This is a genomic window from Paenibacillus sp. CB74 (assembly GCF_055687625.1).
This window is the reverse complement of the sequence record NZ_CM146009.1, coordinates 1,845,168-1,858,924: the sequence shown is the minus strand read 5'-3', so window position 1 is coordinate 1,858,924 and position 13,757 is coordinate 1,845,168. Positions and strand designations below refer to the sequence as shown.

Genomic DNA, 13,757 nt, shown 5'->3' with positions numbered 1-13,757 from the left:
ACTACGGTACCGAAATGGGTACCGTGGTTTTTTCTGATACAAGCAGCAAATTTACTGAACCAATTGTGCCATATCCGGCTGTAATTTGGTTCGCAAAGCATATAACATGATGGCCCCTACAAGAAACGCGACGGCATCCGCAATAACAAGTGACCAGATCACTCCATGAAATCCATTCAGTTGATTCGCGATATACAATACAGGAATCAGCGTAATTCCTTGAATGATGGACATCACAAAAGCGGCAGTTCCTTGGGCTGTAGCTTGGAAAATTCCAATAAACAACGAAGTTAATCCTGTAATAAACAAGGATAAGAAGGTCACATGGAGAATGTAGCTACCCATTTCAATTAATTGTGGATCAGTCGTAAATAAACCAATCAAGTGGTCAGAAATCAGATAAACGATAACGCCGAACAAGACAGCCAGGGCCAGAATCGTTTTAATCGTGAATCCAATGGTTTGTTTCATGCGTAATTTGTTCGCTGTAAATGAGAAGGCAATCAACGGCACGACTCCCTCGCACAGACCCATCAGAATAAACTCAGGAAACTGCAACAAACGCGATGAAATCCCATACCCTGCAATGGCCTGATCCCCATATTCGACAAGAAAAAGGTTAAGAATAAGCGACATGGCACCCAAGAAAACACTCATAACAAAGACGGGAACTCCGATTTTGAACACATTGCTCACAATCTCCTTGGTAACCTTGAACCATTTCAAGGAGACAGTTAAGAACGAGCTCTTATAACTGATCTGGAAAGCGTAGAATGCACTTGCAACCATGTTGGAGATGACTGTTGCAGATGCGACACCAATCACGCCCCAATGGAACACAAAGATGAATAGCGCATCAAGAATAATATTCACCACAACACTGAGCATCATGCCGATCATTGACGTGATTGCTGAACCTTCTGAGCGCACGATATTCTCCAACGTGAAAAACAAGATGACAAATGGAGAACCGATAAGCATGATCGTGACATATTCTTTCGTAAATCCGAAGGAGTCGGGCGTTGCCCCCAGCCCATGAACAATAGGCCCGATCAAAGGGAGACCAACAGCTAGTACGATAAGTCCAAGAACTAAACTGCTGTAAAAGGCAAATGAAGAGACATGCTTCAGATCATCCACTTTTTTCTCACCCAACAAACGAGAGATGAATGTGCCGCTACCTATGCCTATTAAGTTGCCTAGCGCCATAATTACTGCGAATAATGGCAACGTTAGGGCGAGCGCGGTTAACATGGCCGTATTGCCCAATGTACCAAGGAAATAGGCATTCAAGATGGAATAGATGACACTCATTGACGTGCCCAGCATCATCGGGATAGCGAAGTGAGCTACAGCTTTGGCGATTGGTGCTTTTTCAAAGTAATGGAGGTTTTCTGCATCCATGTGGATCACTACTTTCATCATTAATTTTTGATTTAATCTGACACCGTTAGATTGAACCTTACAGTGTTAGATGTTATCATGAACTTATGAACCTGTAAAGCATAAACTTACACTGTTAGATTAAAGGGCGGATAACGATGAAAAAACAACAGCCTCAGATTTCGGAAGATAAGATTTTGGAAACCTCATGGGAGCTTTTGGGAGAAGAGGGCATTGAAAAATTCAGCATGAGGCGTTTGGCAGACAAGCTGGGCATTCAGGCTCCATCTCTATATTGGTACTTCAAGAGCAAGCAGGCACTTTACCAACGGTTAGCCAACCAGATATCCAAAATTATTTTGGATGAATTTCAGACTGATGGGAACTGGAAGGAACAGATGGAAGGGCTTGCGATAACTGTACGGAATGTACTCAGCCGATACCCGTGTTCTACCCAGCTCATGATGATGACACTACCCCACGAACCGGACATGATCCGGTTCACCAACCGCATATTGCTCTGCATGGAATCGACGCCACTAGAGCAAGAACAAAAACTACAGGCCGTGCTCACGCTTGTGAACTATGTGTTTTACTTCGTTCTGGACAATTACCAGCATCAGCGTAATATCTCTGCTGTTGTTAAGGACAACGAGGAACTTCAGGGTGAAGAGATGATTCACCTTCTGGACGCCATGAGTGAGAAGGAAGCTGGAATATTCAGCAGGATGTATAAGAGCGGTATGTTTGAGGTGATGGGAACGGACGGAGCGTTCGAGTTCGGCTTGAAGCTTATATTGTTGGGGATCGAACAAGTGGTCAAGGAGCAGGAGAAGTAGGTGTGTGAAGCAATGGAGACAGTAACGAGGATTACTGAGTGGTAATTAGATAGGTAAAATAACAAAGAATGATAACAACAACCTGCTAAAACAGTGGTTAGTTGGTGTTATCATTCTTTGTTGTTCGAGGATCAAGATGATGATTCTATCGGAAGCTGCAACGCCAGTGATTTTAAAAAGGTTACCGACAATTTAATTACCCTTCGGCATTTTGCTCTCATCCATATACAGCAGGTTCCATCGGTGACCGTCCAGGTCGGCAAATCCTGCGCCATACATCCAGCCATCCGTTTCACCCGGCTTGCCAAAGATGGTTCCTCCGGCAATCTCTACTTTTCGAATAAAAGCATCAACTTCCTCTTTGCTGTCAGCACCAATGGAAAATATAACTTCTGCGCTGTGAGAAGTATCTGTGATTTTTGAACCTGTAAATTTCTCAAACGCTGCATCTGGAAACAGCATGATCGTTGTTTGGCCAATGACAAGCTGGGCTCTCTCGTTACCAACATTCTTCCCATGGAATCCAATCTCATTGAAAAAGGTAGTGGATTTCACAACGTCTTTCACCGGCAGGTTAATCCAGATATTTTGTGACATGGCTGCAGCCTCCTAGAGTATATTTTGAACACTCTTACTATACTCTACTTAAATTCAAAATTACATAATCGGGTACATGCGATTATGTAAGAGTTAGAAATAACCGGTATAATGAAGGACCGATTTATCCAACGAAGAGGAAAGCACCTGGGGAGAGTTTATTGACAAAGATGGAATTACAGTCAAGGTATCAGGTACACAGACGTATGATACAAGTCACAAGATTATGCACTGGGTCACGTTCCGTGATTGGATCAAACATTAATATTCGGACTGGGATAAAACACCGTTCAATCCTTTATCTCCTTCGATCATTAGTGTTTGTCGAAAAAAACATAGTGTCTGAAACAAACAATCCCGGAATATTCCTCCGAATGGTTCTAATTAGTGTTACACAATTTAATAATCTTCCATCCAAAGTCGCTTAATTAGCGGCTTTTTTTGTTTTAGTAACCTCAAGACTTGACCTACAGTTAACTCTATGTCTTATACTCCGATTAGGCTTGCAAAATTATATGAGGAATTGGAGATTTTATTTATCATGGCGAAGAGCACGAATTGGAATGTTTTTGGACTCGCAATACTACTAGGTTTATTTTCTACATTAGGTCCATTTACGATTGATATGTATTTACCGGCTTTCCCGGAGATTGCACAAAATATGAATACAACGGCATCACTTGTACAATTTAGTCTTACTGCTTGTTTGTTAGGACTAGGTGTAGGACAACTCGTGATGGGTCCTTTGAGTGATGCGTACGGTAGACGGAGACCATTGTTGATCTGCATGGCAGCCTACATTATTTGTTCCTTGGCATGTGCGTTTGCTCCGAATATCGGACTATTAATTTTGTTTCGTTTCACGCAAGGATTTGCCGCATCAGCAGGAATTGTCATTTCCCGTGCGATAGCTAGAGATCTATATAGTGGACATGAACTCACTAAATTTTTCTCTTTGCTGTTGCTTGTAGGGAATTTGGGGCCTTTGGCAGCACCGATTGCGGGAAGTGGCATTCTTTCCTTCACGACATGGATTGGCGTGTTTATCTCGCTTTCATTCCTGGGAGTTTTCTTATTGATCATGACCAAGTGGAGCTTAAAAGAAACACACCCGGCCGAAAGACGTATGGTTCCCGACTTCAAACAGCAATTGGGTAATTACAGAATGCTTATGCGTGACCGCACGTTTGTTGGCTATATGCTCGCACAGGGAATCATGACGGCAGGGGTCTTTGCTTATGTAGCAGGAACACCTTTTATTTACCAAAATATATATGGTGTTACGCCCACAGTATTTGCTATATTGTTTGCTTCGAATGGAATCAGCTTGATCATCGGTTCTCAAATTGTGGGTCGATTGGCCAAACGTATCCCTGAGCAAACGCTTCTACTATCCGGGCTATGGCTTGCTTTAATAGCAAGTGTCGCGGCTTTGGTGGTAACTTTGGTTCATGGTCCACTTTTCGCTTTGGTCATTCCATTGTTCTTCTTCGTTTGCTCAATCGGTATTACGTCTACAGCTGCATTCCCATTGGCTATGGAAAGTCAAGCTAAGATGGCCGGAAGTGCTGCAGCACTGCTCGGCGTTGTTCCTTTTCTACTGGGTGCATTGGTTGCTCCTCTGGTCGGGATCGCAGGTGAGGACACTGCCGTCCCGTTAGGACTCACTTTGTTAATGACCAGTGTCATTGCCATTGTTACTTATTTTCTACTCGTTAAAAAAATCTCGCAGCATACACCTAATCATGCCCAGTCTAATGCTGACTTTTAATATAGAAGGAACAGCTCGCCAAGGATTGGCGTGAGGCGTGAGGCATAATGAATATGATTCCATTACAAGTCGCTAACATAGCGGCTTTTTTTGGTTTTTCGTACTGAGCGCTCACTGCTTCAACTGGTATAGGTTTAATCTCTCTTGTACAGCGTTCAGGACTTCCTCCGGAACTTCCTTGACTTTGATATCTTCGCCTAGAAAAAGCAACCAATTGGTGATTTCAGTTAATTCGTCTATGTTATGAACGTTCATAAATGCCTTTAGAAGGGCTGTAGTTTGGTACGGATTCGTATAGGCAATTGAAAACTTTAAAGGATGGTACTTTTTATATTGGGCAATCGCCTTTGGGCCAAGTTCCAGAACAAGGTTGATGACCTCTTCCTGCGCATTTCGTTTTAGTTGTTCTACAATCTTTTTCGTACTCCGTCTGTTTTTCGTTGGGTATGCTTCTACACGGATGAGGTTGTCGACAGATATGATTCGTCTATTTTCTTCCTCCAAGTCAAAACCTTCAATGATCCAATGGCCTTTTTGATGATGAAGGTGTAAGAGCACGATGGGATAGGACTTTGTTTTTTTCTCTTCTTGGACAGTAACTAACAAATAACGTTCGATAAGCAAAATTTGGATGAGTTTCTCCAAGGTAGGGTGGGGCAGGTCTGACAGATCTAACAAGTCTGGATTATGGGGATTGGTCCCCTCAAAAAGCAATATTTGATTCAGATGCACAAGGTCATCTTGCTGATTCTCTGAGATAAGGCCCAACAATTTTTCAGCCAAAGATTGACGACTCTTCAGATAAGGAAGCTGTTGATTTCTTGTCGCCATAAAGGCAATGAATAACGCTTTGATTTCATTATCGGTAAACCGGACCGTAGGCAGAAGGGAGTTGTTCATGACAAAATAACCCCCGTCGCGCCCAACTTCAGCGACTAGTGGCATTCCCATCGCTTCAATTTCTCTGATATCTCGAATGGCTGTCGAACGCGAAATATTAAATTCTCGCATGATTTCAGAAATGGTAAAGTGCGCTCGGTTATTGATATACCTCGTGATGATATTAATGCGTTCTACTTTTTTCATTGGGCCCCCTAAACAGTATCATATTCTGACATGATTTAAGGTTATTATAAACCCATCAAGTGAAAACACAAATCAATTGAAAATTAAAAGAGGATGGTGTAGCAATGAGTAATTATCATTTTGAAGAAAAAGACAGTTTTATCGTTTTAGGTATTGGTACGGAGCTTAAGAGCGACTACACAGACTATGCTGGCATCAACAAAGAGAAGGCGGATTTTTGGTCCACCGTGAGGGAGGATGGAAGCCTGGACACATTAAAGTCCCTTGCTACTAATGATTATATTTTTGCTGTAAATGAAGCAGTAAATAACAAAATGATGCATTATGCTGGCGTCATGACAGAAGAATCTCTGCCAGAAGCAACGAGAGTGATCCAATTTCCTAAGGGAGAATACCTGGTTGTGAAGGGCGAAGCAGAGACGGCAGAAGCGCTCAGCAATATGCTTACTGGCATTGCTTTTGGTCAAGCTCTCCCCGCAGAAAAGGATTACGTCTATGTTGGCGGACCCAATACAACGGTTGAAATGGGACAGAAAAACGGTCTGGTATATGGTGAAATGTGGATTCCTGTAGTACGGAATTAAAGAACAGTAGATCATAAGGTCCGAAACTATTTGAAGTGCACCCATTAGAATGGACATTAATTAACCCACGGTTGATCCGATGAAATTCTACGAGGTGCACTTTATGCGTTGACGGAGACTCACATCAATTTTGCTATCAGGTTCCACCTTAACCGTAAGTTTTCTTTTAATTTGTTGGATATTCGCTTCATACGTGAGATAGTTCAATAGATTGCTAGAAAGACATAGATTATGTTGTGCAGAATCAAGATGATTATTCAAAAGAGGCTTTTTATTCAAGAACTTATAACCAAAGTTTGAAAGATCGTTGGCAAAATCCATAATTTTCAATTGATTTAGAAACTTTTCCCTGAATCTAGCGTCTAATACTATGAGTTTTTGAGGGGTTGTAAATAAATAACTAGAGAGTAGAAGGAGCCAAAGACAACGCATGAATATGAAGAAGAAATTATCCATTTTTACCGCTTTAGCCGTTTTTCAGGCATTTGCAGTTGGTTCTGTGAATGCGCAATCAACACAGCAAGGTGACACCACGTCAGTAAACACGGCAAACGTAGAATCCGTAGAGGTGTTAAAACAAGAGCAGCCGATTGCAGAGCGTGAAGTGAAGACAGAGAGCAATAACAAATCGATCAATACTCCGTCCTCTGAAGCCAAGGAAACTAAAACCTCGACTGGCGATCAGGCAGCAACTAAAACAGATAGTGAGAAACCTGCATTGGATGGGGAAGAAGCCACTACTGACGCAACGGGCACGAAACCTGAGGTTCAAGAGGAAGTGCCTGAGAAGGTTGAAACGCCAGCTACGCCAGCAGAAATAGAGCAACCATCCATTGACGGGACGTCTCCTGTAGCAGCAGGTGGTAATCTGACGTTATACATGAATAGCAACAAAATGGAGCAGGATGGAAAAACGTATCTTGCTGGCCAGCCCATGGCTGTCAAAAACGGTGTATCCTATGTTGCCATTCGTGCGCTGGTTGACCGTGTGGGGTACGGGGTCAAATACGATAACAAAACCAAGGAAACCATCATTATTAGTGGTGACGATGAACTCCGATTCAAGACGAACAGCAAGGACTACACGGTAAATGGAGAGACCAGAACGATGAAAGGCCCTGCTTATCAGCAAAAAAATACGTTCATGGTGCCGTTAACTTCCATCACTCAAGCCCTGAACATCACCTATAAAGTGAATCAGTCAGCCAAGACGGTTGTGCTGAATCTGAATACGAAACCTGTTGCAAGCTTCACCATTACCCAAAAGGAAATCTTTGCAGGCGATACAGTGGACTACGTAACTTCAAACAGTTCACCCAATGGATTGGATATCGTTGACGAACGCTGGACAGGTCGCCAGGATTCATTTGATCAAGCAGGTACATATACGATTTCATATCAAGTACAGGATGCCAACGGCCAATGGAGTGATCCTTACTCGATTACCATTGAAGTTATGACTCCTAATCTTCCTCCTGTAGCCATGTTTGCCACGGATAAAGAACAATATAAAATGGGCGAAAAAATAACATACACCGACCAAAGCACAGATGATGAAAATAATATTGTCAAAGCTGTGTGGGAGAACAATTCACTTGCTTTCTTTGAACCGGGTCCAAAAACGGTAACACTTACGGTTACTGATAATCATGGCGCTACAAACACGTACTCCAAGGTGATCACCATAACCAATGAGACCTTATATTCATTTACCGACTTCAATTTACTCTTCACGCCAGTAGGACAGAAATTCACCTTTAACGGCGGTGAAGTGACCACAATGGAGAAAGTGCCGTATACGTATATGGATGAGCCAAGTTTGTTGATCCGTAGTAACAGCCCGGAAACGGTGAATACGGAAGGCATTGTGTATAAAGAATCATCTTCGGGACAGACCCGTTTCATGATTCACCACGTGAACAATACAGGCAAACGAGTAAAAATGTATGTGATTGCCACCAATAACAATCCGAATCCGGCTCTATTCGAACAGCAGAATATGGGCTTTGCTGGACCTACACCGTATGCTACTGTAGCCGGGAAATTGTCTATTGATAAATGGTTCAAGTCGATTCAGACCGGAGCGGATCAAAAGAAAGAGTACCTTCAACCTGGGGAAAGCAAATTGATTTTGACCGAACTTAATAAAACGCCGATGAAAGAAGGACAAGTCATCTCTCTCTATTCGGATGCATATAGTGATTATTCCTTAGACTATAACGTTATCCTGGTGGAAGAAAATAAAGATCCGTTCGAAGCGTTACCATTGCTTCCCGTGCTTGATCGTGACGGAGTGCATAACCGGGGGACGTACCCGAACGCAACTCGCATCATAAAGTACGATGAGCACGTGGGACTCAAACCGGCTCGTCTGCCACTTGGTGACAATTCAAGCGATCCCAATCTGGTAGGAACAGATCCGATGGCTTACACAGACGCATCCAACGCGGGTAATTTCGGCGTATTGTACAAAATCACGCTGACCAATGTTGCACCGCGTACGCTTATCTCCTTTAACCCTCGTGGAGGGAAGTACTCCGGAGTAGCGCTGGTGAACAACCAGTTGGTATCGATTGCCGAAGGCAACGTTGCCGTTGCCAATTCAAGTGAACAAAGCGTTCTTTACCGCACCGGATCAATCGGAGAGAGCGTAACGATTCTGTTCTCAGCCGCGCCAGGAAGCAACCTGCCGGTCAATCTGCTCTTTACACCGCTCCCATCGGAGAAGTAAGGTAGTTGTCTCTTATAACGAATGCTTTGAGCGATGCGTTAATCATCGACAGAAAAGACTCCATATGGGGTCTTTTCTTTTCATAAGGCAATATGAAGATGTACGTAATGGACACAATCAAAAAGTCATATATGCCACCGCTATTTCTACTTAGGAGGAATCCATTCCGATGAATGTATTAGGGATTATATAATCAATGATCAATACAGCCAAGATAAGCGCAGCTCATGGACCAGAAAAATATTGATGGGAGCGTGACGATCGATGAACAATAGAGAACGATTTACGAGTCGGGTCGATTCGTACTTGAAATACCGCCCGAGCTATCCAAAAGAGGCTATTGACTATATGTACGAAGTCGTCGGTTTACGTGCGAACAGTACCATATCAGACATCGGTTCAGGTACTGGGATCATCTCAAAACTACTTCTGGAACGCGGAAGCTATGTAATAGCGGTCGAGCCAAATCAGGCTATGCGGGAAGCCGCCGAGCAAACGTTAAAAAGTAGTCCGCAATTCGTGAGTATAGCAGGTTCTGCAGAATCTACGGGATTACCTGATCAGTCGGTTGATTTTATTGTCTGTGCTCAGGCATTCCACTGGTTCGATCAATCCGCAGCCCAAATCGAGTTTCGCAGAATCCTACGGCCTGGCGGGAGAGTAATACTCATCTGGAATTCACGTCTTACACACGGTACTCCGTTTCGTGAAGAATACAATCAACTGCTCCATACATATGGAACCGACTACCAAAAAGTTAATCATAAAAATATCTCTCAAACGATGCTGCTCTCTTTTTTCAAGGAAGGTTCAATGCATGAAATGCGATTCAGAATGAGTCAGGAGTTCGATTTCGAAGGATTGAAAGGCAGGTTGCTATCATCTTCCTATAGCCCTGCACCAGGGCATGCAAATTACGATCCTATGATATCAGCACTGCGAAATTTATTTGATAAAAATAATCAAGAGGGTACTGTTGCATTCGACTATGAAACTGAAATGTTTTGGGGAGAAGTATAGATCCCCTAATGAAACCCAGTCATATCAATAAGGAATAAGAATATAACGCCATTTGAAAGTCGCTATTTTAGCGGCTTTTTTTATTTTATTAGAACAAGTTCTTGTCCAGCTTGCTTGGATTCAGTTGTTGAAACGAACCCTGGCACACTCCTTAAAATCTTATAAGAAATTCTTGAAATTTCAGAAATTTATCCGATAGACGGGTGCTATTATACAAATACAAACAAAGACGAGGTGATGAAATGCAAGCAAAATTGGCAGCGGACGCCGTTCCCATCTCCACAAAGCGAAAGTCATGGATCAGGACAATACAAAAGCACAAAGTGATGTATGCTCTCTTATTACCAGCCTTAATTTACTTTGCCGTGTTCAAATACATTCCTATGGCGGGAATCATGATTGCTTTTAAAAACTACAACCTCGCTCTGGGACTATGGGATAGCCCCTGGGTGGGATTCAAAAATTTTACGGATTTTATGAATGGCGTTTATTTCTGGGACATCATGAAAAATACGATCATCATATCGCTGTATAAGCTACTGTTCGGTTTCTCCGCTCCCATCGTACTTGCTTTACTCCTCAATGAAGTGTATAGCCAATGGTTTAAGAAAATCGTACAGACCATCACGTATTTGCCCCATTTTCTGTCATGGGTCATTGTGTATGGAATTATGGTGGCATTACTGGCCCCAGGCGATGGTCTCTTTAACATGATTATGAAGGATTTTGGTTTTGAACCCATATCGTTCCTAACGGAACCTGCCTGGGGCAGGTTGCTGATCATCTTATCTGAAGTATGGAAGGATATTGGATGGGGGGCGATATTGTACCTTGCCGCCTTGGCAGGAATCGATCCAAGCTTATATGAAGCTGCTCGAATGGATGGCGCTTCCAAATGGAGACAGCTCTGGCATATCACGTTACCTGGCATTCGAGGCGTCATTATTCTGATGCTGATTCTAAAATTAAGCCATATCCTGGATGCGGGTTTTGACCAAATATTCATGTTTGCCAACACGTTTAACCAGGAGAAGATCGACATTATTGACACATGGGTATACCGGGAAGGGTTGGAGCGTCTCAAGATTGGCTTGGCTACTGCTGTAGGATTGTTTAAAGCGGTCATCGGATTTGCTTTGGTGTTGGCAGCGAATAAGCTCGCCAAAAAATTCGATGGGCAAATTTGGTGAGGTGGTCTTTAGAATGATCCATATGACAATCAGTGAAAAAGTCTGGCAAACCGTCGTTTATGTGATGCTTATTTTGTTATCCCTACTTTGTGTGCTGCCCTTCCTCTATGTGGTTGCTGTCTCCGTAACGCCAGAATCGGAAGTATTAAGAAGAGGGATTGTGATTATACCCGAATCCTTTACTTTTCTGGCCTATAAAGAAGTATTCGTTTCTCACGGGATCTGGCAGGCGTATAAAATTACGTTGTTTCGAACGATTGTAGGCACTGCGTTAAATGTATTTTTTACAGTAATCGCGGCATATCCGTTATCCAAAAAATATTTGCCCGGAAGAAGTCCGTTTTTACTCTTCATTGTATTTACCATGATGTTCAGCGGGGGGTTAATTCCGACCTATCTACTAATTCGTTCTCTCGGATTGTTAAATAGTCCGTGGGTATTGATTATTCCCAATCTCATTAGTGCATTTAATCTGGTGATCATTAAAGGATTTTTTGAGCAACTACCTGGTGAAATCGAGGAATCCGCGAGGGTAGACGGTGCCAGTGAGCTTCAGACGTTATGGCGGATCATTTTACCTCTGTCGTTACCCGTGCTTTCAACCATTTCCTTGTTTTACGCAGTCGGGCATTGGAACAGTTATTTCGATGCCATTGTATATATCAATGATTCCAACTACATGCCACTTCAAGTGATTTTGCGCAATATCCTGCTTAACGTCGCAACGCAAAGCGCTGATTCGCTCGCCAATTCCGGAGCTGTCAGTACGTTCGCTGTGCAAATGGCTACAGTTGTTGTGACTACGGTCCCGATTTTGATCGTTTATCCATTTTTGCAAAAGCATTTTACCAAAGGTGTGCTCCTGGGATCCGTTAAAGGTTAAAAGGTGTTCCAACCTAACTTATTACGGGCAAACCGTGATAATATACAAACAAAGGAGAGGTCAATATGCAGCGTAAAAAGATTTCATTTGCTATTATGTCGGCAATCTTAGGACTTGGAACGCTATTGTCGGGTTGTGGGGGAAATGAAGAAGTTACATCGACAACCTCGAGTAATGTGCAAGACCAGTCTGGCCAGTTTGCAACCAAAATGAAGATCTCCATGTTTAACCAAGGTACGTTCAATGCTGCTGCTCCAGTACCTCCACGGGATGAAGATATTCAACGCCAAATGTTGGAAGAAGAGATGAACATCGACTTGGATATGATGATTCCTCAAGCGGGTCAAGCAACAACCAAACTGAACACGCTCATTGCAGGCGGGGATATTCCAGACTTGATCTTCTTGAAGAGTCGTGCTGATCTTGCACAATATTACGACCAAGGCGTGCTTGCGGATTTGACCCCTTATCTGGATCAGTTTCCTGAATTACAGAAACGGTTTGGCAATGACTCCTGGGAGGCGATGTCCTATCAAGGGAAAACGATCGGAGTTCCAGGCTATGATAATGTAAACGGTATCAGTCGTAGCTTCTTCATCCGTAACGATTGGCTGAAAAAGTTGAATATGGATGTGCCAACGACACCTGACGAGTTGTTCGAAGTTATGAAAGCCTTTACAGAGAAAGATCCGGACGGGAATGGCAAAAACGATACGTACGGATTCATCGGCGGTATGAATAAAGAAGGCAATCTGCAAACCTACGGCTTTGATAGCCTGATGTGGATGTTTGGCGTTAATCCTCCTTCGGCCGTTGAGATAAAAGATAATGAACCGGTATTCCTGTTTATCGATCCCAAAATGAAAGAGGCACTTGCCTACATTAACAAAATGATGGCAGCCAAAGTCGTAGATCCGGATTGGGTGACGATGAATTCACCTGATCTGTTGGATCAAAAGATGTTTAAGGGTAAAGTTGGCTTCATGATCAGAGATGCCCGCAGGCTGGAACCGGATTATCAACAGAAAATGAAAGAAATTAGTGGAGAGGTGCCGGAATGGATCGTTATTCCTCCGATGAAAGGTCCTTACGGCGATCAGATTGTAGAGAGAAAATCGTTCCAGGGCAATTCATGGGCCATATCTGCAAAAGCGGACGAGGACAAAATCATTCGCATCTTGTCCATGCTGAATTATCTCTTTACGGATGAAGAAGCCTATCCGAATTTTGCATACGGAATCAAAGGGATTCATTGGGATGTGGTGGATGGCAAAATCAAAAATAAAACCTCCGAGTTATCGAAGGAAATGAAAGAGAAGTACCTGTGGGTCGATCATTATAGAATGCCGCGGCGCGGTGATGATGCGGAGTACTTCAGCTTCCAGAATCCGAAGACAGCGGAAGCCTTCAAGAACAATCAGCAATATGTGGGGCCAACGTTACCCGGTAATTTATTGACCCCAGACCCGAGCGACACCTTGGATGCTGACCGCCAACGGTTCATTAATGAAAGCTTGGTCAAATTTATGACGGGCAAAGAACCTCTTTCCAACTGGGACAATTTCCTCCAAACGTTGGATACCAAGTTTGATATGCAGAAATATAAGGAAACAGCCATCCAGCAATTTAAAGACGCCGGCCTCATCAAGTAAAAATAAACAAAGAGAGAGTGG

Annotated in this window: 11 protein-coding genes; 8 read left to right on the top strand and 3 right to left on the bottom strand. The window is 43.1% G+C overall.

What is annotated here, in order from left to right:
• Positions 1-51 precede the first annotated feature (51 nt).
• A complete protein-coding gene (locus ACX9NY_RS08385; RefSeq protein WP_339255234.1) occupies positions 52-1,404 on the bottom strand; it encodes an MATE family efflux transporter in 1,353 nt (450 codons plus the stop codon).
• Between the two features lie 137 nt (positions 1,405-1,541).
• Here ACX9NY_RS08385 and ACX9NY_RS08380 point away from each other — a divergent pair, with 137 nt between their 5' ends.
• Positions 1,542-2,222, top strand: coding sequence for a TetR/AcrR family transcriptional regulator (locus ACX9NY_RS08380; RefSeq protein WP_339255236.1), 681 nt, complete (start codon positions 1,542-1,544; stop codon positions 2,220-2,222).
• Positions 2,223-2,414: 192 nt separating this feature from the next.
• Here ACX9NY_RS08380 and ACX9NY_RS08375 read toward each other — a convergent pair whose 3' ends face one another.
• A complete protein-coding gene (locus ACX9NY_RS08375; protein WP_339255238.1) occupies positions 2,415-2,819 on the bottom strand; it encodes a VOC family protein in 405 nt (134 codons plus the stop codon).
• A 541-nt stretch (positions 2,820-3,360) separates the two neighbouring features.
• Between ACX9NY_RS08375 and ACX9NY_RS08370 the strand changes: the two genes are divergently transcribed.
• The gene (locus ACX9NY_RS08370) at positions 3,361-4,590 is read left to right on the top strand and encodes a multidrug effflux MFS transporter (RefSeq protein ID WP_472478068.1); all 1,230 of its coding nucleotides are present in this window, start codon (positions 3,361-3,363) and stop codon (positions 4,588-4,590) included.
• Between the two features lie 111 nt (positions 4,591-4,701).
• Here the strand turns inward: ACX9NY_RS08370 and ACX9NY_RS08365 are convergent, their stop codons facing one another.
• Entirely contained in the window at positions 4,702-5,676 is a 975-nt protein-coding gene (locus tag ACX9NY_RS08365; protein ID WP_339255242.1) for a helix-turn-helix transcriptional regulator, read from the bottom strand.
• A gap of 104 nt (positions 5,677-5,780) precedes the next feature.
• On the opposite strand from ACX9NY_RS08365, the gene ACX9NY_RS08360 reads away from it, so the two are divergent.
• From ACX9NY_RS08360 to ACX9NY_RS08335, 6 genes are all read left to right on the top strand, one after another.
• On the top strand, positions 5,781-6,260 hold the full coding sequence (locus tag ACX9NY_RS08360) for a GyrI-like domain-containing protein (protein ID WP_339255244.1): 480 nt from the start codon (positions 5,781-5,783) through the stop codon (positions 6,258-6,260).
• A 430-nt stretch (positions 6,261-6,690) separates the two neighbouring features.
• On the top strand, positions 6,691-8,991 hold the full coding sequence (locus ACX9NY_RS08355; RefSeq protein WP_472478065.1) for a copper amine oxidase N-terminal domain-containing protein: 2,301 nt from the start codon (positions 6,691-6,693) through the stop codon (positions 8,989-8,991).
• Positions 8,992-9,255: 264 nt separating this feature from the next.
• Positions 9,256-10,011 (top strand): class I SAM-dependent methyltransferase, encoded by a 756-nt coding sequence (locus ACX9NY_RS08350; RefSeq protein ID WP_472478063.1) that lies wholly within the window; start codon positions 9,256-9,258, stop codon positions 10,009-10,011.
• 242 nt (positions 10,012-10,253) lie between these two features.
• On the top strand, positions 10,254-11,201 hold the full coding sequence (locus ACX9NY_RS08345; RefSeq protein ID WP_091018885.1) for an ABC transporter permease: 948 nt from the start codon (positions 10,254-10,256) through the stop codon (positions 11,199-11,201).
• Positions 11,202-11,214: 13 nt separating this feature from the next.
• Entirely contained in the window at positions 11,215-12,084 is an 870-nt protein-coding gene (locus ACX9NY_RS08340; RefSeq protein WP_339255251.1) for a carbohydrate ABC transporter permease, read from the top strand.
• A 65-nt stretch (positions 12,085-12,149) separates the two neighbouring features.
• Entirely contained in the window at positions 12,150-13,736 is a 1,587-nt protein-coding gene (locus tag ACX9NY_RS08335; RefSeq protein WP_339255252.1) for an extracellular solute-binding protein, read from the top strand.
• The last annotated feature ends 21 nt before the right edge of the window (positions 13,737-13,757 follow it).